Origin of the sequence: Streptomyces sp. NPDC003038, from assembly GCF_040611115.1 — a bacterium.
Lineage (GTDB): Bacteria > Actinomycetota > Actinomycetes > Streptomycetales > Streptomycetaceae > Streptomyces.
The window spans coordinates 489799-507669 of the sequence record NZ_JBEXNN010000001.1 but is presented as its reverse complement, the minus strand read 5'-3'; the positions used below and the strand labels follow the sequence as shown (position 1 = coordinate 507669).

13 protein-coding genes are annotated in these 17871 nt (G+C 73.3%); 1 reads left to right on the top strand and 12 read right to left on the bottom strand.

The features are described from left to right. Positions 1-19 precede the first annotated feature (19 nt). The 12 genes from ABZX75_RS02320 to ABZX75_RS02265 all read right to left on the bottom strand — a co-directional run bounded on the left by ABZX75_RS02320 (position 20) and on the right by ABZX75_RS02265 (position 16984). Positions 20-1690, bottom strand: a complete 1671-nt coding sequence (locus ABZX75_RS02320) for a protein phosphatase 2C domain-containing protein (protein ID WP_355406868.1) — start codon at positions 1688-1690, stop codon at positions 20-22. Positions 1691-1693: 3 nt separating this feature from the next. After that, entirely contained in the window at positions 1694-4702 is a 3009-nt protein-coding gene (locus ABZX75_RS02315; protein WP_355407032.1) for a tetratricopeptide repeat protein, read from the bottom strand. A 53-nt stretch (positions 4703-4755) separates the two neighbouring features. Further along, positions 4756-6015 (bottom strand): hypothetical protein, encoded by a 1260-nt coding sequence (locus ABZX75_RS02310; RefSeq protein WP_355407030.1) that lies wholly within the window; start codon positions 6013-6015, stop codon positions 4756-4758. Between the two features lie 116 nt (positions 6016-6131). Next, the gene (locus tag ABZX75_RS02305) at positions 6132-7064 is read right to left on the bottom strand and encodes a glutamate ABC transporter substrate-binding protein (RefSeq protein WP_355407029.1); all 933 of its coding nucleotides are present in this window, start codon (positions 7062-7064) and stop codon (positions 6132-6134) included. A 233-nt stretch (positions 7065-7297) separates the two neighbouring features. Continuing rightward, the gene (locus ABZX75_RS02300) at positions 7298-8581 is read right to left on the bottom strand and encodes a hypothetical protein (protein ID WP_355407027.1); all 1284 of its coding nucleotides are present in this window, start codon (positions 8579-8581) and stop codon (positions 7298-7300) included. 296 nt (positions 8582-8877) lie between these two features. After that, complete coding sequence (locus ABZX75_RS02295; protein ID WP_355407025.1) at positions 8878-9795, bottom strand: BadF/BadG/BcrA/BcrD ATPase family protein; 918 nt, start codon at positions 9793-9795, stop codon at positions 8878-8880. A 212-nt stretch (positions 9796-10007) separates the two neighbouring features. Beyond that, the gene (locus ABZX75_RS02290) at positions 10008-11282 is read right to left on the bottom strand and encodes a 6-phospho-beta-glucosidase (protein ID WP_355406866.1); all 1275 of its coding nucleotides are present in this window, start codon (positions 11280-11282) and stop codon (positions 10008-10010) included. Positions 11283-11287: 5 nt separating this feature from the next. Beyond that, a complete protein-coding gene (locus ABZX75_RS02285) occupies positions 11288-12124 on the bottom strand; it encodes a carbohydrate ABC transporter permease (RefSeq protein ID WP_355406864.1) in 837 nt (278 codons plus the stop codon). Next, a complete protein-coding gene (locus tag ABZX75_RS02280; protein ID WP_355406862.1) occupies positions 12124-13077 on the bottom strand; it encodes a sugar ABC transporter permease in 954 nt (317 codons plus the stop codon). Before ABZX75_RS02280 ends, ABZX75_RS02285 begins: the two co-directional genes overlap by 1 nt. A 6-nt stretch (positions 13078-13083) precedes the next feature. Then, positions 13084-14418, bottom strand: a complete 1335-nt coding sequence (locus ABZX75_RS02275) for an ABC transporter substrate-binding protein (protein ID WP_355406860.1) — start codon at positions 14416-14418, stop codon at positions 13084-13086. Between the two features lie 91 nt (positions 14419-14509). After that, the gene (locus ABZX75_RS02270) at positions 14510-15775 is read right to left on the bottom strand and encodes an ROK family transcriptional regulator (protein ID WP_355406858.1); all 1266 of its coding nucleotides are present in this window, start codon (positions 15773-15775) and stop codon (positions 14510-14512) included. 120 nt (positions 15776-15895) lie between these two features. Further along, positions 15896-16984 carry a mechanosensitive ion channel family protein gene (locus ABZX75_RS02265; protein ID WP_355406856.1) on the bottom strand — a complete coding sequence of 363 codons (1089 nt, stop codon included), beginning with the start codon at positions 16982-16984 and terminating at the stop codon, positions 15896-15898. Positions 16985-17281: 297 nt separating this feature from the next. On the opposite strand from ABZX75_RS02265, the gene ABZX75_RS02260 reads away from it, so the two are divergent. Further along, positions 17282-17818 (top strand): HNH endonuclease, encoded by a 537-nt coding sequence (locus ABZX75_RS02260; RefSeq protein WP_355406854.1) that lies wholly within the window; start codon positions 17282-17284, stop codon positions 17816-17818. Positions 17819-17871: the final 53 nt, after the last annotated feature.

Genomic DNA, 17871 nt, shown 5'->3' with positions numbered 1-17871 from the left:
GGTCGGCCGGGCAGGCGGGTCAGACCTGGGGACGCGCTTCCGCTTCCGCTGCCGGTTCCGATCGGTGTTCCGGTTCCGGTTCCGCCGGTGGCTCCGTTCGCGCGGCCGGTTCGCGGCCCGGACCGGGACCCGGGGGCGCGGCGAACGGCACGATGGCCACGGTCACGTTGTCATGGCCGCCGCCGTCGAGGGCGTGTCCCACCAGGACCTGCGCGCTGTGCAGGGGCCGGGCTGCGGCGTCGACGGGCAGTACCTGGGCCATCTCCCGAGCGGATTCGGCGTAGTTCCACAGGCCGTCGGTGCAGACCACGACCACACCGGCGTGGTCCGGCTTGAAGGTGGCGGTGTGCGGTTCGAGGTCGTAGGCGTCCGCGCCCAGCCAGCCGGTGATGGCGTGCGCGCGGACATCGGCGTACGCCTCGGCCTCCCCCATGAGACCGGCGGCGACCATCTGCGCAGCCCAGGAATCGTCTTCCGTGAGGCGGCGGGGCAGGGCGGCGCGGTCGTCGGGAACCCAGTAGGCGCGGCTGTCGCCCACCCAGCCGATGGTCAGCAGGCCGCCGCTGACGACGGCGCCGACCAGGGTGCAGGCGGGGGCGTTCTGCGCGCCCGGGCTCGGCGGCGCGAGGGCGTTCACGGCGGTGGCGGCGGCCAGGATCGCCTCGTGCATGGCCTCTTGGGGGTGCGTGCCGCGGGGGAGGGCGTCGAGCAGAGCCTCGTTGGCGGCGCCGGCCGCCGCAGCCGATGCCTCGTCGGGGCGGCTCGCGGAGGAGACGCCGTCGCAGACGATAGCCACGGTGGCGGCGGAGCCGTCGGGCAGGGCGGTGGCCGCCACGGCGAACGAGTCCTCGTTGCGGTGGTGGCGCAGCCCGCGGTCGCTGACGGCGGCGACGCTGCCGAGCTCCTCTTCGAGGTGGTCGCGCTCGCGGGGCTGGGCGTGCCCGCAGTGCTCGCAGTACCCGTCGGTGTCGACCTGCCCGGCCCGGCAGGCGACGCAGGTCTTGGCACCGACCGCGGGCCCCTGGGGGCTGTCGGCGTGCGGAGGTTCGTGCGGAGGCTCGTGCGTGGGTTCGTGCGCGGGTTCCCGCGGAGGTGCGTGCGGGGGTTCGTGTCCCGCGCCCGTGCCGTCGTCCGGGGACCCGGCCGCGCCCCAAGGGGTTCCCTCGGGCGGTGTCGCGCCACCCGCAGGACCCGGTGTGGCCGCGCCGTACGGGGCTTCGCCCGGCCCCCACGGGGTCCCCTCGGGGGGCGACCCGGCGCCGGCGCGCAGGTCGTACCGGGCCGCGGGCTCGTCCGCCCGGCCCCGCGGGGCAGTGCCGTACGGGGCTTCGCCCGGGCTCGGCTCCGGCTCCGCCGGGTTCGTCGCGGCCCAGCCTCCGGGGTCGTCGACCAGGGTCGGCGCCGCGGCGGCCACGCTGCCCCAGCCGGGGGCGGGCTCGCCGACGCCGCGGGCCCCGCCGGATACGGGGCTCCCGTACCCGCCCGCAGAGGGGGCCGGGAGGGGGCCCGGCGCACCGCTCGCGCGGGTACCCCCGGCCGGGGCGTCCGGCGCCGGGGTGATCGGGAGGGTGGGCCGGGGGTCGGACGGCGGAGGGCCGCCGACGGCGTAACCGCAGACGCCGCAGAAACGGTCACCCTCCTCGAAGGGTTCCGCGCAGCTGGGGCAGCCCGACAGCCGATGCATCGACATCACTCACACCCACGTCCGGGGACGGAAACGGTTTGCCCGCTCCACCAGTTCGATCCTCTCCTCGCCCCGCTGCGCCAGCCGTGCGAGAACGCGGTACGAGCGCTCCAGGCCGAAGCGCAGGCTCCGCTCGTCCAGTTGACTGCCGAGCAGCGAGGTCCGGCCGGGGTCGGAACCCCGGCTCCCCGACAGTACCCAGTCCAGCGCCGAGCCCAGAACCTCGGTGGCGAGCCGTTCGAGCCGCTCCGGGTCCAGCCCGAGCCGCCGCAGCGCCTCCACCTGGTCGGAGGCGGCCACCAGATCGGGCAGCAGCGGCTCGTGAGGGGACCGGTCGCGCAGACGTGCGCGCACGGCCGCCACCCGCGCGGCCGTGTAGTGAATCGACGCCTCCGGTACGGATTCCAGCGTGCGCACGGCTCCCGCCCGGTCACCGGCGGCCAACTGGACCCGGGCCAGCCCGAAGGCCGCACTCACGAATCCCGGATCGGTGGTCCACACCAGCCGGTAGTACTCGGCCGCGTTGTCCAACTGTCCCAGGACTTCCGCGCACAGCCCGAGGGCCAGCTTCGGCGCGGGCTCGCCCGGGAAGGCGTCGTAGACCGCGTCGAAGGACAGGGCCGCGATCTCGTCCTCGCCGGTGGCCAGCGAGGCGATCCCGCGCGCCCACACCACGCGCCAGTCGTCCGGATGCCGCGCCTCCAGCTCCGTCAGGGCGGCTCCGGCCACGGACAGATCGCCCAGCTCCAGGCGGGCGCGCAGTTCCCGCAGCCGCAGCTCGGCCGAATCGGCCGGAGCCGAGCCCAGCGCGCCCAGCAGGTCGGCCGGAGCGGAGGCCAGCAGCCCGGCCAGGAAACCGGCATTGGGGTCGCCCGCGTCCACCAGCGGCACGGGCAGGGCCAGCGCGGCCTCCCGGGCGTCCAGCGGTGCCGCCGCCGTGGCGCGCGGCGGCGGTACCGGTCCGGGTCCCGCCTCCGCGCCCCTGGCCGGAGCCGACGGCGCATCGGGGGATACCGGGGATACCGGCGCGGGCCGGGGCCCCGGCACCGGGGCCGGCGCAGCCGCCACATGCGTGGCCGCGCTCCCGAGCCCGGGCAGCGGCGGCGCCCCACCGGCCGCAGCCGAACCGCCAGGCCAGGCCGGTGACCCGGCTACGGGCGGGGCGCCCGCGGAGGAGTACGACCACGGGCCCGGTGCGCCGGGCGTTCCGATGGCCGGGGCCTGCTCGCCCGCCGGGGTTCCCGCCCGGGCGGGTGATCCGGGCCCGGGCGTGCCGCCCGGCGGGGTGCCGTTGCCGGAGGTGTGCGCCCACGGGCCCGGTGCGCCCCCCGGAATCGGGGTGCTTGCCCGCGGGCCGGCCACGGGCGTGCCCGGAGGCACGGCTGCGCTGCCCGGCGGGCTCATGCCCGCCCGTCCGCCCGGGCCGGGCAGACCGGCCGAGGCTCGCTCGGACGGACCGCGGCCGCGCGACCCCCACCACCCGCCCCGCCGGGAGGCGCCCCGTATCCCGAGCCGGGACACGTCCGACCCCGCCTCGTCGGCGAACAGCCGGGTGTCCGGAACCCGAAGCTCCGGCCCGAAGAGCGTCGACAGCTGCGGTCGCGGGGTGCCGGTCTGGAGGGCCACCACCTCGCGCAGCACGCCCGTCAGCTGGTCCGCCATCTCCTGCGCGGAGGCGAACCGCCGCCCCGGATCGGGGTCGGTCGCCCGTACGAGCAGCCGGTAGAAGGACTCGTACCGCCCGAACACCTCGATGTGCTGCGGGTCCGGCAGCGAATCCACGAACACATTGGTGTAGCCCTGGAAGTCGAAGGTCAGGACGGCCAGGGTCCGCGCCACCGTGTACAGGTCGGAGGCGACCGAGGGGCCCAGCTCCGCGACCTCCGGCGCCTGGTAGCCGACCGTGCCGTAGATGGCCGACTCCTCGTCGTCCATCCTCCGCACGGCGCCCATGTCGATCAGCTTCAGCTGGTCCTGCTGCTGGATCGCGTTGTCGACTTTGAAGTCGCAGTACAGAAGGTTTCTGCTGTGCAGGTGGCCGAGCGCCTCCAGCGCCTCGATCCCGTACGCGCAGGCCTGCTCCACCGGGAGCGGGTCGCGTCTGCCGTCCGGCCGGCGGCGCTCGTTCGCGATCTCCTTCAGTGACTTGCCGCCGACGTACTCCATGACGATGTACCCGTCCAGCGAACCGGTCCGCTGGTCCAGGTGCTCCACGAAGTTGTAGATCCGCACGATGTTGGAGTGCTCGATCTCCGCGAGGAAGCGCCGCTCCGAGATCGCGGCCTCCATCGCGTCCTGGTCCCCGGTGTCCAGCAGGCCCTTGAGCACCACCCACCGGTCCGAGACCGCCCGGTCCACCGCCAGGTACACCCAGCCCAGACCGCCGTGCGCCAGGCAGCCGGCCACCTCGTACTGGCCGCGCACCACGTCACCGGCGCGCAGCTTGGGCACGAAGGAGTAGGGGTGCCCGCACTTGGTGCAGTACCCCTCCGTCCGGCCGGGCCGGTCGCCGCGTGCCCGGCCCACCGGAGCCCCGCAGTCCGAGCGGGAGCAGAACCGCTTGCGCTCGGGCACCTCCGGGTTCTCCAGAACCGCCGCCGAAGGATCGGGACGCGGTACTTCCGGCATGTTGACCAGCCCGGCTCCCAGCCTGCTGCGCCCCGAGGACGACGCCGCCGAGCCGGAACTGCGCACCGACACCGAGCGGGTGGACGCGGCCGTCCCCGACAGGGAGCGCGACAGCCGTCCCGACACCGATCGCCGGGACGAGGAGGAGCGCGAGGAGCGCGAGGAGCGTGCCGAGGCCGAGGACCGGCCGGACCCATGAGACCCATGAGACCCATGAGAGCCATGAGAGCCATGAGAACCCTGGGAGCCCAGCGAACCACGGGACCCGAGGGACCCCCGTGCCGCGCTCGTCATCCCCGTCGGCGGCGACACCAACTCCTCCGCGCCGGCCGCGACGGAGCCGATCGGCGCCAGCCCGCAGGTGTCGCAGTACAGCTCGCCGCCGCCCATGTCCTCATACGTCCCCGGGCAGCCGGGGCGAACGCACGCGGTTCCGGTCAGGCTCACGCGTCCTCCTTCCCCGGCCCCGCGGGCCGGGCCTGCTGCGGCACCAGTGCCTCGGCCGCCGCCTGCTGGTACCGCAGGACGGCCTGCTCGGCGGCCCGCAGGTCGCAGGGCGCGCTCCACAGCATCCGCCGGGCCGTGTCGTACCGCTCGATCAGCAGCGGATCCTCCGCCATGCCGTGCCGGGCCACCTTCGCCTTGTACGCGTCGAGGCGCCCGCGCAGTTCGGCCCGTACCGCCAAGGGCGCGGTCACCGCCGTCAACGACTCACGTGCCCGCCGCAGTTCATCCTCCGCCCGCTCCTCCAAGGACTCCAGGAGCGGAGAGAGCCGGTGCCACCGCGACTGCCGCCGGTGCTCGGCCGCCGCCGCGAGCTGCTCCTGAAGCACCGTCGGAGGACCGCTCACCGCGGGCACCTCGGACGCGGCGATCTTCGCCAGTACCTCGCCGCGCGCCGTACGCGCCTCCGCCAGGGTCCGGTCGGCCCGCGAGAGCACATCCCGCAGGCTGATCAGCCGCTGCTCGGCATCCTGGCGCACGGCCAGGACCGCCTCCACCTCCCGGCGTACGTCCTCCAGCGCGAGCGCGGCCCGGTCGTAACGCGTCGTGTCCGGACGGCCCCCACCGGGCGCCGAACTGCCCGTCACCGGCAGCCAGAATGCCAGCGGGTCCGCGATCACCCGCGCCCGCAGCTCCGCCAGCTCGGCGGTGATGGCCTCCAGGTCGTCACCCGACGGGTGCTCGCCCGGCCGCACCCCCACCGAGTGGGCCAGCGAGCGGGTGCGGTGCAGCTCGGCGGCGAGCAGGTCGATCCGGGCGGGCAACGCCGACCACACCGCGTCGGCGGCCACCACCACGTCCAGCGAGCTCGCGTACAGCTCATTCATCCGGGCCACCAGCGCGGCGAGCGACATCCGCTCCGCCAGCGCCGCGCCTTCCACCCCGGCCCCGGCGATCAGCACTCCGGGCCCGCGCAGCCGCTCGGTCAGTTCGACCAGGTCCTCGCGGCTCGGCCAGCGACGCCGCTCCCGGATCTCCCGGGCGGCGGTCAGCGCCCCGCTGTAGGCGTCGAAGTACGTCCACAGCCGGGTGATGGCCGCGTCGGCGGCCGCCCACCGCTCCTTGGTGACGCCGGTCAGCCCGGCTCCCTCCAGCAGCCGGCGCCCGGCGTGGTCCTGGAGCGCCAGCAGGGAGGTCTCGACGGCCTCGTGCTCCGCGCCGAGCCGCGCCAGCGCACGGTCGACATCGTCCCGGTCCATCACTGCCGATCCCGCCTCCACCGACTGCGCCTCCGCCTCCGTCCCCGCTTCCGGCTTCTCCTCCGGCTGCCCCTGCGCCCGCACGTGACTCCGCGCGTCCGTCTCCGCCACCGGCCTCACCCGTCCCGGTACTTGGGTGCGGGGGGCCCGGCCACATCGGGCAGCACGAGCTTGAGGTGCTTACCGTAGGAGGCCATCCACGGACTGGCCCCACCACCCGCCCGGTAGTCCTCCAGCACCTTGTTGACCCGGCGGACCAGGTCGGAGGCGTCCTTGTTCATCGCCACCCCGTAGAACTCCCGGGTGAAGGGCTTGCCCACCAGCTCGATCGAGGGGTCCTGCGCGGCCTGGCCGGCCGCGAGGGCGTTGTCGGTGACGATGGCGTCCACCTCGCCGAGCTGCAGACGGACCAGGCAGTCCAGCTGGTTGGGCACGGTGACCGAGTGCGAGCCGTACGACTGGGACTTGAGGGCCGCCTCAGCCGTGGAACCGGCCGCCGTGCAGACCCGCTTGTCCTTGAGCGAGGCGTCGTATCCGGTGATCCCGGACCGCTTCGGGGCCAGGACCTGCTGACCTGCCTCGAAGTACGCCGTCGAGAAGGCGACGTCCTCCAGCCGCTTGCAGTTGATCGTCATGGTGCGGACGACGATGTCCACGCGCCCCTCCTGGAGCGCCGGGATGCGCTGACTGGTGGGGATGGCGCGGTAGATGACCGCCTTCTCGTCGCCCAGGATGTCCTTCGCTATGGCCTTGACCAGGTCGATGTCGAAGCCGTCGAGACTGCCTCCGGCGGCCTGGCTGCGGTAGCCCCAGCGGAAGCTGTTCTGGTCCACGCCCGCGACGAGCTTGCCCGCGCTGCGGATCCGCTCGATCGTCGGCCCGTCCAGCCCGGAGGGGCGCAGGCTGGCCTCCGGGTCCTGGCAGGTGTCGGCCGGCGCCGCCGCCATGGCGGCGGGCGCGCGGACCGCCGCCGGGGGGCTGCTGTCCGGCGCGGCCTGGGCCAGCGGCAGCAGGACCGCCGCGGCCGTCACCGCGCAGGCGGCCGCCATCGCGCTCACCCCGCCCCAGCCGCGCAGCCGGCCCGCCAGCCGGCGCGCCCCGCCGGGGGCGGGCCCGTCGACGTTGTGCCCTCCGGGGCCGCTGTGACCGTGGTGGCCGCTGTGGTCCTCGTGTTCCGCGAAGCCCGCACAGCCCTCACCGCCCTCGGGGCTTTGGGGGCCCTGGTGGCTCTCGTGGTTCTGGGAGCCCGGGGGGACTCGCCTCCGTCGTATCCGCATCGCTCTCACCTGTACTCCGAAAGCCTGCGCCCGATGCCGAGCACCGCCGCCGCCGCGCCGACGACCGCCAGGATCGCCGCACCCGTCATCAACCCGTCCAGAGCGCCGAGCCCGTCCCGGGCCGCCCGGGTGAACTCCCGCTGCTCATGGGCCACCGCCAGCGCCAGGGAGGCGTCGACCGTGTCGAACGCGGCCCCGCTGCTCTCCTTCTCCCCGATGACCTGGGGCAGCGCGAGCTCGTAGTCGCCCTTCAGGTCCGTCTCCCGGGCCGCCGCGTGCCGCTGCTTCCATTCCTTCACGCCCTCCACGGCACGCGTGACGGGCTCGCGGCCGGCGGCGTCGTCGGCGAGCCGCAGCGCGGTCGCGAGGCCCGCGTCCAGCTGCTTCATCTTCGTGGTGAAGTCGACGTCGTACTTGTCGGACTTGTTGTCCTCGGCCAGTACGGCGCCCCGCGCGATCAGCGTCAGATTCTCGCCGGCCCGCGCCTGGAGGGAGGCGATCCGCGCGTCGCCCAGCACCTTCAGCGACTCCTGACCGTCCGCCCGCGCCTCGCTCAGCCCCGCCCGCGCGACCGTGTGCCCCACGGCCAGCCACAGCAGCACCACCACGGAGGCGGCCGTCGCGGCCAGCAGCCCTTGGTTGAAGACCCGGTTCGTACGCCGGTAGTTGCGCCGCTGCGCCCACGCCAGGCCGACGAGCGCGAGCACGCCCGTCCCGATCGAGGCCAGCGGCCAGGACCGGGCGTCGTCGTAGTCCGAATAGAGCCGGCCGGTCTCGGCCTCGTACAGCCGCTGGGCGGCGGGCAGCAGCTGGGTGCTCATCTGCTCATTGGCGTACCGGAGGTAGGCGCCGCCCAGGGGCAGGCCCTGCCGGTTGGTGGCCCGGGCCTGCTCGATCAGGCCGGTGTAGCGGGGCAGCTGCTCGCTCAGCAGGGTTATCTGCTTGCGGGACTCCTCATCCGCCCCGGTGTTGGCGGCCGCGCTCACCAGCAGCCGGGAGGCGTTGGCGATGTCCTTCTCGTACCGCTCGCGGACCTCCCGCGGTTCCTGGGCGCCCGCGAGGAATCCGCTGGAGGACGCCGTGTCGGCGTCGGCGAGGGAACGGTAGATGCTCGCGGCGTCCGCGCTCAGCGGCTGGCTGCGGCCCACCACGTCATCGGCGGCGGTGATCCGGCCCGAGATCTCCCACAGGCTGACCGAGCCGAACAGCACGATGAGGCCGGCCAGTACGGCGCCGATGATCCGGAGCCGGCCGGGCTCGGTCGTCGCCGCCTCGCGCAGCCGCTCCACACCCTCGGCCCAGGCCGTGCTGCGCCCGGGCGGCGGGTCCGGCGGCGCCGCGGGCGGCACCGGGACACCGCCCCCGGGTGCGGGCGCGCGTGATGTGATCGCCACCGTGACCTCCCCCTCGGTCCTGCCTGCTCCGCAGCAGTATGGCCGTAGTGACGGTGGACCACACCACCCGACGCCCGAACCAGACCCCCTCCGACGGCGGTCCGCCCGGCGGGCGCCCCCCGCCACCCCTTCACCGTCAATACGTTTCCGCGACCGCCACGGTTCCAGACCCACCGCCCCCCGGGGCAGGTTCACCCGAAATGGGCACGGAGCTTTCCATGGGACTCGGGCGGGGACCCGAGCGCGTCCAGCCCCAGCAGCCCGGCGCCCAGCACCGGTGGCGCCGCGACCACCGACACCCGGGCGCAGGGGGCCCGTTCGGCCAGCAGCTCCTCGATCCGCCCGTTGAGCCGCGGGTGCCGGGCGGCGAGCACACCGCCGCCGAGCAGGACGGGCGCCTCCTGATCCAGCAGGCCGAGGCGGCCCAGCGCCACCACCGCCAGGGCCACCACCTCCTCCGCCTGCCGCTCCACGATCGCCGAGGCCACCGGATCGCCCGCTCCGGCCACCGCGAACAGCACCGGCACCAGCTCATGGGTCCGCCGCTGTGCCAGCGCGCCCAGGTGCAGCGCTTCGATCAGCTCGTACATCGAACCGAGCCCGAAGTGCCCCGGCAGCGCCGCCGCCAGTTCCGTCGGGCCGCCCCGGCCGTCCTCGGCCCGCGCGGCCCACCACAGCGCCTCCGCCGCCAGGCCGCTCCCGCCGCCCCAGTCGCCGGAGATCTGCCCGAGCGCCGGGAACCGGGCCGTGCGCCCGTCGGGGAGCATGCCCACGCAGTTGATGCCGGCCCCGCACACCACCGCGACGCCGCGGCGCTCGGCCGACCCGGGCAGCCCCGCGCGCAGGATCGCGAAGGTGTCGTTGCGCACTTCGGTGGCCGCGCCCCAGCCGCGTGCGCTGATCGCGTCCGCGAGCCGGCGCTCCTCCACCGGGAGGTCGGCGTTGGCCAGGCAGGCCGAGACCTGGTGGGCGTACGGCGATCCGGGCCGCAGCGCCGGCAGCCCGGCTGCCTCCGCCGCCTCCGCGACGGCCTGCCCGAGGACGTCCACGGCCGCCTCCACACCGGTCCGCGGCGGCTGGAAGCCCCCTGAGTGCCCGGTGCCCAGCACGGTGCCGTCCGCGGCGATCAGCGCGACGTCCGTCTTGCTGTTGCCGGCGTCGATGGCGAGCACGGCCGGAGGGGAGGGTGGGGAGAGAGGAGAGGGAGAGGAAGGGGGGCGGGGACGGGCGTGACGGTCGGTGTCGGTGTCGGTGTCGGTGGCGTGGGCGGTGTCGGCGGCCACGGCGCCGGGGTCGATGCCGGACGGGTCGGCGGGCCGGCTCACGCCCATGCCAAGTGCTCCTTGTTGTGCGCGAGGAGCCGGTCCGTCAACCCTTCGGCGAGGTCGAACTGGCCGACCAGAGGGTGCGCCAGCAGCGCCTTGAAGACCCGGTCACGCCCGCCGCGCACCGCCGCTTCCAACGCGAGGTCCTCGTACGCGCTCACGTGCGAGACCAGCCCGGCGTACAGCGGGTCCAGGCGCGGCGCCGCCAGCGGCACGGGGCCGGAGCCGTCGGTGCCGTGGAGGCGCGCCTGCACCTCGATGACGGCGTCGTCGGGGAGGAACGGCAGGGTGCCGTTGTTGTACGTGTTGACCACCTGCACGGCCGAGCCGCCGCCACTCAGCAGCGCCGCCGCCAGGTCCACGGCCGCCTCCGAGTAGAAGGCCCCACCCCGCTCGGCCAGCAGCGCCGGCTTCTCGTCGAGCGCGGGATCCCCGTACAGGGCGAGCAGCTGCTTCTCCATGGCGGCGACCTCGGCGGCCCGCGAGGGCTTCGTCCCGAGTTCCCGTACGACCTCGTCGTGCGCGTAGAAGTAGCGCAGGTAGTAGGACGGTACGACGCCCAGGCGGTCCAGCACCGCCCGCGGCAGGCGGAGGTCCCCGGCGATCGCGTCCCCGTGTGCGGCGAGCAGGCGGGGCAGCAGGTCCTCGCCGTCCGGCCCGCCCCTGCGGACCCCCAGCTCCCAGGTGAGGTGGTTGAGCCCCACGTGTTCCAGGTGGATGTCGGCGGGCGTCAGGTCCAGCAGCGCCGCGAACCTGCGCTGGAAGCCGATGGCCACGTTGCACAGGCCGACGGCCTTGTGGCCGGCCTGGAGGAGCGCCCGGGTGACGATCCCGACGGGGTTGGTGAAGTCGATGATCCAGGCGTCCGGGCTGGCCCGGCGGACCCGCTCGGCGATGTCGAGGACGACCGGGACGGTGCGCAGGGCCTTGGCGAGCCCGCCGGCACCGGTGGTCTCCTGCCCGACGCAGCCGCACTCCAGCGGCCAGGTCTCGTCCTGGAGCCGGGCGGCCTGGCCGCCGATGCGCAGTTGGAGCAGGACCGCGTCGGCGCCGGCGACGCCCGCGTCGAGGTCGGTGGTGGTGGTGACCCGGCCCGGGTGCCCCTGCCGGGCGAAGATCCGCCGGGCCAGGCCGCCGATCAGCTCCAGCCGCTCGGTGGCCGGGTCGATCAGCACGAGCTCGCCGATCGGCAGGGTGTCGCTCAGGCGCGCGAAGCCGTCGATCAGCTCGGGGGTGTAGGTGGAACCGCCGCCCACCACTGCGAGTTTCATGGGCACTAGCCTTTCACTCCGGTCAGGGTGACTCCCTCGACGAACGCCTTCTGGGCGAAGAAGAAGAGGACGATCACGGGTGCCATGACCAGCACGGTCGCCGCCATGGTCAGGTTCCAGTTGGTGTGGTGGGCCCCTTTGAAGGACTCCAGTCCGTAACTGAGGGTCCAGGCCGCCGGATTGTCGGAGGCGTAGATCTGCGGGCCGAAGTAGTCGTTCCACGCGCAGAAGAACTGGAACAGCGCGACGGCCGCGATGCCCGGCTTGGCCATCGGCAGGACGACGCGCAGCAGGGTGCGCACCTCGCCGCAGCCGTCGACGCGGGCCGCGTCCAGGTACTCGTCGGGGATGGTCAGCAGGAACTGGCGCAGCAGGAAGATGGAGAAGGCGTCGCCGAAGGCCATCGGGATGATCAGCGGCCACAGGGTCCCCGACAGGTCCAGCTGCTTGGCCCAGAACAGGTACATCGGGATGACCACCACCTGCGGCGGCAGCATCATCATCGCGATCACCAGCAGCAGCGAGAGCCGCCGTCCGCGGAAGCGGAACTTGGCGAGCGCGTACGCGACGGGCACCGAGGAGACCACGGTGAGCAGGGTGCCGAGTCCCGCGTACAGCAGGGTGTTGCGCCACCAGGTCAGGAAGCCCGGGGTGTCCCACACCTTGGCGTAGTTGCCCCACTGCCAGGTGTCGGGCCACAGCTCGCTGGTCAGCGCCTGCCGGTCGCTCATCAGGGAGGTGAGCAGGAGGAAGACGAAGGGGAGGACGAAGAAGAGGGCGGCGGCCACGGCCAGGGAGTGGACCGCGACCCAGTGCAGTACGGCTCTGCGATTGCGGGGCATCAGCGGTCACCTGCTCCGATCAGTCCGCCACGGCGGCGCATCAGGAGCGCGGTGAAGGCCATGGAGAGGGCGAACAGGACCAGCGCGACGACACATGCGGCGCCGTAGTCGAAGCGCTGGAAGCCGACGTTGTAGACGACCTGGGGCAGCGTCAGGGTGGACTTGTCGGGGTACCCCGGCTCGAACTGCTGGCCGGAGCCGCCGATCACGCCGGAGGCCACCTTTCCCGCCACCAGCGGCTGGGTGTAGTACTGCATGGCCTGGATGACCCCGGTGACCACGGCGAACAGGATGACCGGAGAGATGTTCGGCAGGGTGATGTGCCGCAGCCGCGCCCAGGCCCCGGCGCCGTCCAGCTCGGCGGCCTCGTACTGCTCCTTCGGTACGTCGAGCAGCGCGGCCATGAAGATGACCATCAGGTCGCCGATCCCCCACACCGCGAGGGCGGTCAGGGCGGGCTTGGACCAGTCGGCGTCGGTGAACCAGCCGGGCGTGGGCAGCCCCACCGAGTCCAGCAGGGTGTTGACGGGGCCGGTGCCTGGGTTGAGGAGGAAGACGAAGGCCAGGGTCGCGGCGACCGGCGGGGCCAGGTAGGGCAGGTAGAACAGGGTCCGGAAGACCCCGGCCCCCGTCTTGACCTTCGTGATGAGCAGGCCGACGCCGAGGCCGAAGACGACCCGGCAGCCGACCATGACCACGACCAGCCACAGCGTGTTGCCCATCGCCGGCCAGAACAGCGGGTAGTCCGTGAAGACGTAACTCCAGTTGTCCAGCCCGTTGAAGACGGGTGGGCGGAAGCCGTCGTACTTCGTGAAGGAGAAGTACACGGTGGAGGCGAGCGGGTAGGCGAAGAAGACCGAGAACCCGATCAGCCAGGGGGACATGAAGGCCGCGGTCCGCAGGGTGGAGCGGCGGCGCTTCTCCCGCGCGGGGTGCGTACGCGTGCGGGGCATCGGGGGCTACTTCGCCTTCGCGATGTCCGTGTCGATCTGCTGGTCGGTCTTGGCGAGACCGGCCTGGAGGTCGGTGACGTCCCCCTTCTCGACCCCGTACGCGAAGTCCTGGAAGGTCAGCTGGTAGGTGCCGCCGTCGGCCTGGGCCGGGGTGGTGCTCGACTTCGGGTGCCGGGCGATGTCGATGAAGGTCTTGAACTCCGGGGTCACCTGGAGGTTCGGGGATTCCAGGGCGGCCAGCGTGGACGGCACGTTGTGGATGGCGTTGGCGAAGGCCACCACCGCCTCGGTGTCGGTCGTCATGTACTTCACCAGCTGCCAGGCCGCGTTCTGCTTCTTGCTGACCGAGGCGATGCCCATGACCGTGCCCGAGAGGTAGCCCTTGCCGTAGTCGGCGGCCTGCTCGTCCGGCACGGGCAGCGGCGCCGTGCCGATCTCGAAGCTGACGCCCGCCTCCTTCGCCATCGACGCCCGCCACTCGCCGTCGATCTGCATGGCCACCTGGCCCCGGTGGAAGGGGTGCTCGGCGCTCCACTCGTCGCCGAACGTGTTGCGGAACCTCTCCAGCTTCTCGTAGCCGCCGAGCTTGGCGACCAGGTCCTTCTGCGCGGTCAGCATCTTCGCGAAGGCCGGGTCCTTGGCCAGGTTGGACTTGCCGTCGGGGCCGAAGTACGTGGGGCTCCACTGGGCGGCCAGCCGCATGGGGGTGGTCTCGTAGCCGTGGAAGGTGGGCATGAGGCCGAGCTGCTCGTACGAGTCCCCGCGCGCGATGGTCAGCTTCTGCGCGACCTCGGTGAACTGGCTCCAGGTCTTCGGCGGTTCGGTGATGCCCGCGGCCGCGAAGGCGTTCTTGTTGTAGACGAGGCCGTACGCGTCGTTGAGCAGCGGCAGCGTGCACTGGTTGCCGTTGAACTGGGTGTACTCCAGCAGGGTCTTGGGGAAGACCTTCGTCTTGTCGATCCCGGACTTCTGGAGGAAGGGATTCAGGTCGGCGAAGGCGCGTGAGTTGCAGAACGTGCCGACGCTGTCGGTCGTGAAGGAGGCGACCGCGTCGGGGGCCTTGTCCCCGCCCGCGCGCAGCGCCTGGTTGACCTTGCCGTCGGTCATGTTGCCGGTGACCTTGACCTTGATGTTCGGGTGCGCCTTCTCGAACCGCGCGATGTTCTCCTCGATCGCCTTGACCTCGCTCGCTGCCGACCAGCCGTGCCAGAAGGTGAGGGTGACCTCCTTGTCCGGGTCGTCGGCGGCCGCGGCGCCGCTGTGACCCGTACAGGCGGTGGCGAGCACGGATATGGCGGCGATCAGGGTGGCCGCGGTGATCAGGCGTCCGGTTCTGGGCATGGCGGTGCTCGCTCTCTACGGGAGGAACTGCCGGGAGGGGTGCCAGTCGCGTTCGGGGACGGGGACGGGGGCGAGAGGGGGGAGGAGCGGGTCAGCGGGAGGTGTCGAACACTTCGTCGCGGGTGGTGGCCAGCGCGCTCTCCAGCGCACCGCGCAGGACGGGCCGTTCCCGCACCCCGCCGCTGACCAGGCGGGGACGCGAGGGGGCCAGCTCGGCGAGCTCGGCCTCCAGCAGGGCGCGCAGCGGATCGCCGCCCGCGGTGATCACGGCGCCGGACAGCACCACGATCTCGGGGTCGAGGACTGCGACGAGCGAGGCGAGACCGGTGGCGAGCGCGGTGGCGTACGACCGGAGGAAGTCCAGGTAGGGCCCCTCCGGCGTGGCGGCGGCCCGTGCGAGCAGTGCGACGGCGGCGGCGACCTCCTGGCTGTGCGAGGCGTCGGGCACCGTGCCCTGTGCGGTGCCCTGTGCGGTGCCCGGTGCGGTGCTCGGTGCGGTGGCCGGTTCGGCCTCGACGCCCAGCTCCGCGGCGAGCCGGGGCAGCACCTGTGCTCCGGCCAGCTCCTGGTAGCCGCCGGTGTTGGCCCGGGCGACCTGCCGGACCAGCGGATGGCCGGGTACGGGCAGGAAGCCCACCTCGCCCGCGCCGCCGGTCCAGCCGCGGTGCAGCCGACCGCCGAGGACGAGGGCGGCGCCGAGGCCCTCCTCGTTCCACAGCAGGACGAAGTCCTCGTGGCCCCGGGCAGCGCCGAGCCGCTGTTCGGCGACGGCGGCGAGATTGACGTCGTTCTCGTACTCGACCGGCATGGGCAGCGCCGCGGCCAGGTCGTCGAGGAGGGTGGGGGAGTGCCAGCCGGGGAGGTGGCCGGCGTAGCGCAGCTGGCCGGTCCGGGGGTCGAAGGCGCCCGGGGTGGCGATGACCAGCCGGTGCAGGTCGCCGCGGTGGAGCCCGGCGGCCTTGGCGGCCCCGTCGAGGGCCTCGGTGACCTGCTCGACGGCGTCGGCGCCCTCGGCGTACGGGAGCTCGTGCGTGCCGATGACCTCGCCGGTGAGGTCGGCGACGGCGGCCAGGACGCGTCCCGGGGTGACGTCGAGGCCGCCGACGTAGGCGGCCCGGGCGTTGAGCGCGTACAGCTGGGCGCTGGGGCCGGGGCGGCCGCCGTCGGTGCCGGTGGCGATCACGAGTCCGGCGGTCTCCAGGCGGGCCAGCAACTGGGAGGCGGTGGGCTTGGAGAGCCCGGTCAGGTGGCCGATCCGGGTCCGGGACAGGGGGCCGTGCGTCAGCAGGAGCTCCAGTGCGGCCCGGTCGTTCATGGCGCGCAGCAGGCTGGGGGTTCCGGGTGTGGCGGCGGGCATGGAGCGGTCTCCCTCACCGAGGTGAACTGTTAGGTAAGTTTCCTGTTGCCGTTTCGGCCTGTCAATGCCGCTGCCCCGCAGGAAATGACCTGCGGGGCAGCGGACGGTGTGACGAGGGGGTTACTTGGTGATCCTGGGACCGCTCGCGGCGGCCGGCGGCGGGATGGGGGTGGTGGCCAGGGACTGCGGTGAGGCCGGGTTCGCCAGTGCCGAGGGCGCGGCGACGGCGGCCGACAGGTCCGCCGGGGCCTCGTCCTCGTCCGGGGCGGGCAGGCCGCCGATGATCGCGATGCCCGCCGCGTCGAAGGCTTCCTTGATCCGCCAGCGCAACTCGCGCTCCACCGCGAACTGCTGGCCCGGCATCGTCTTGGCCGACACCCTCACCGTCATCGAGGCGAGGAGCACCTCTTCCAGGCCGAGCACCTCCACCGGGCCCCACAGGCGCTCGTCCCACGGGGACTCCTTCGCCATGCCGTCGGCGACCTGCTGGACCACCTCGCGGATCCGCGGCAGGCTCTCCGACGGCTTGACCTGGACGTCGACACCGGCGGTCGCCCAGCCCTGGCTGAGGTTGCCGATCCGCTTGATCTCGCCGTTGCGCACGTACCAGATCTCGCCGTTGTCCCCGCGCAGCTTGGTCACCCGCAGCCCGACCTCGATGACCTCACCGGAGGCCACCCCCGCGTCGATCTTGTCCCCGACGCCGTACTGGTCCTCCAGGATCATGAACACGCCGGAGAGGAAGTCCGTCACCAGGTTCCGGGCGCCGAAACCGATCGCCACACCGGCCACACCGGCGCTCGCCAGCAGCGGGCCCAGATTGATGTCCAGCGCCCCGAGCACCATCAGCCCGGCCGTGCCGAGGATCAGGAACGAGGCCACCGAGCGCAGCACCGAACCGATCGCCTCGGAGCGCTGGCGCCGCCGCTCCGCATTGACCAGGAGCCCGCCCAGCGCCGTGCCCTCGACGGCTTCGGCGCCCCGGTTCATCCGCGTTATCAGCTTGGTCAGCGACTTGCGGACCACCGAGCGCAGCGCGGCGGCGATCACGATGATGAGGAGGATCCGCAGGCCGAGGTACAGCCATCCGGCCCAGTTCTCCTCGATGAAGCTCGCGGCGTTGGTGACGCTCTCGTGGGTCTCCTTGAGCGTGGTGGACGCGTCCGGGTTGTCGGCTGCCAGGGGCAGCAAGGCGGCAGGCCAGGGCACGGCGGGAACCTCCAGGCGTAGCGGTCTGCCCACTGACGGGGGTCCCCCGGACGGAGTCCGGAGGAAGTGTGCGGGCAGACCAACCACACTAACGGGGCATTCCCTTCACCTCGTGCCGTCGGAGCGCGGAGACCGGATTCACCTGCGGATGCTCGCGGCCCGCGGACCGGGTGTGGTCGAAAACACCTCGGACCCGTTACGGGCGCGTGGTGGCGCTTCGACCAGCGGTGAGGAGAGACTGGAGAGCAGATCGTCCCGGCGCGAGCCACGCGCCGCCGGCGTACAAGGAGGCAGTCCGTGCCGCACGTCCTGGTCCTCAACGCGTCGTACGAGCCCCTCGGCGTCGTACCGCTCCGCCGCGCGCTCGTCCTCGTCCTGGAGAACAAAGCGGTCTCCTTGGAGGAATCCGGCGCCTATCTGCACAGCGCGACGAGGGTCGTCCCCGCTCCCAGCGTGGTCCGGCTCAAGCGCTTCGTGCGGGTCCCCTACCGGGGGCCCGTTCCACTCACCCGGCGCGCGCTGTTCGCACGCGACGGCGGCCGCTGCATGTACTGCGGCGGGGTCGCCACCAGCGTCGACCACGTCATCCCGCGCAGCCGGGGTGGCCAGCACGCGTGGGACAACGTCGTCGCCGCGTGTCGCCGCTGCAACCACGTCAAGGCCGACCGGCACCTGCTGGAGCTCGGCTGGCGCCTGCGCCACCAGCCGGCGCCGCCGTCGGGACTGGCCTGGCGCATCATCGGCACCGGGCACCGGGATCCCCGGTGGATGCCGTACCTCCAGCCGTACGGGGCCGAGGACGCACTGGAACGCATCGGGGTCGCGGCGTCCTGACGGGCGCTCCGCTGCCCGGGACTCCGCCGGGTCGCGCCCGCTGCCCGGCGGAG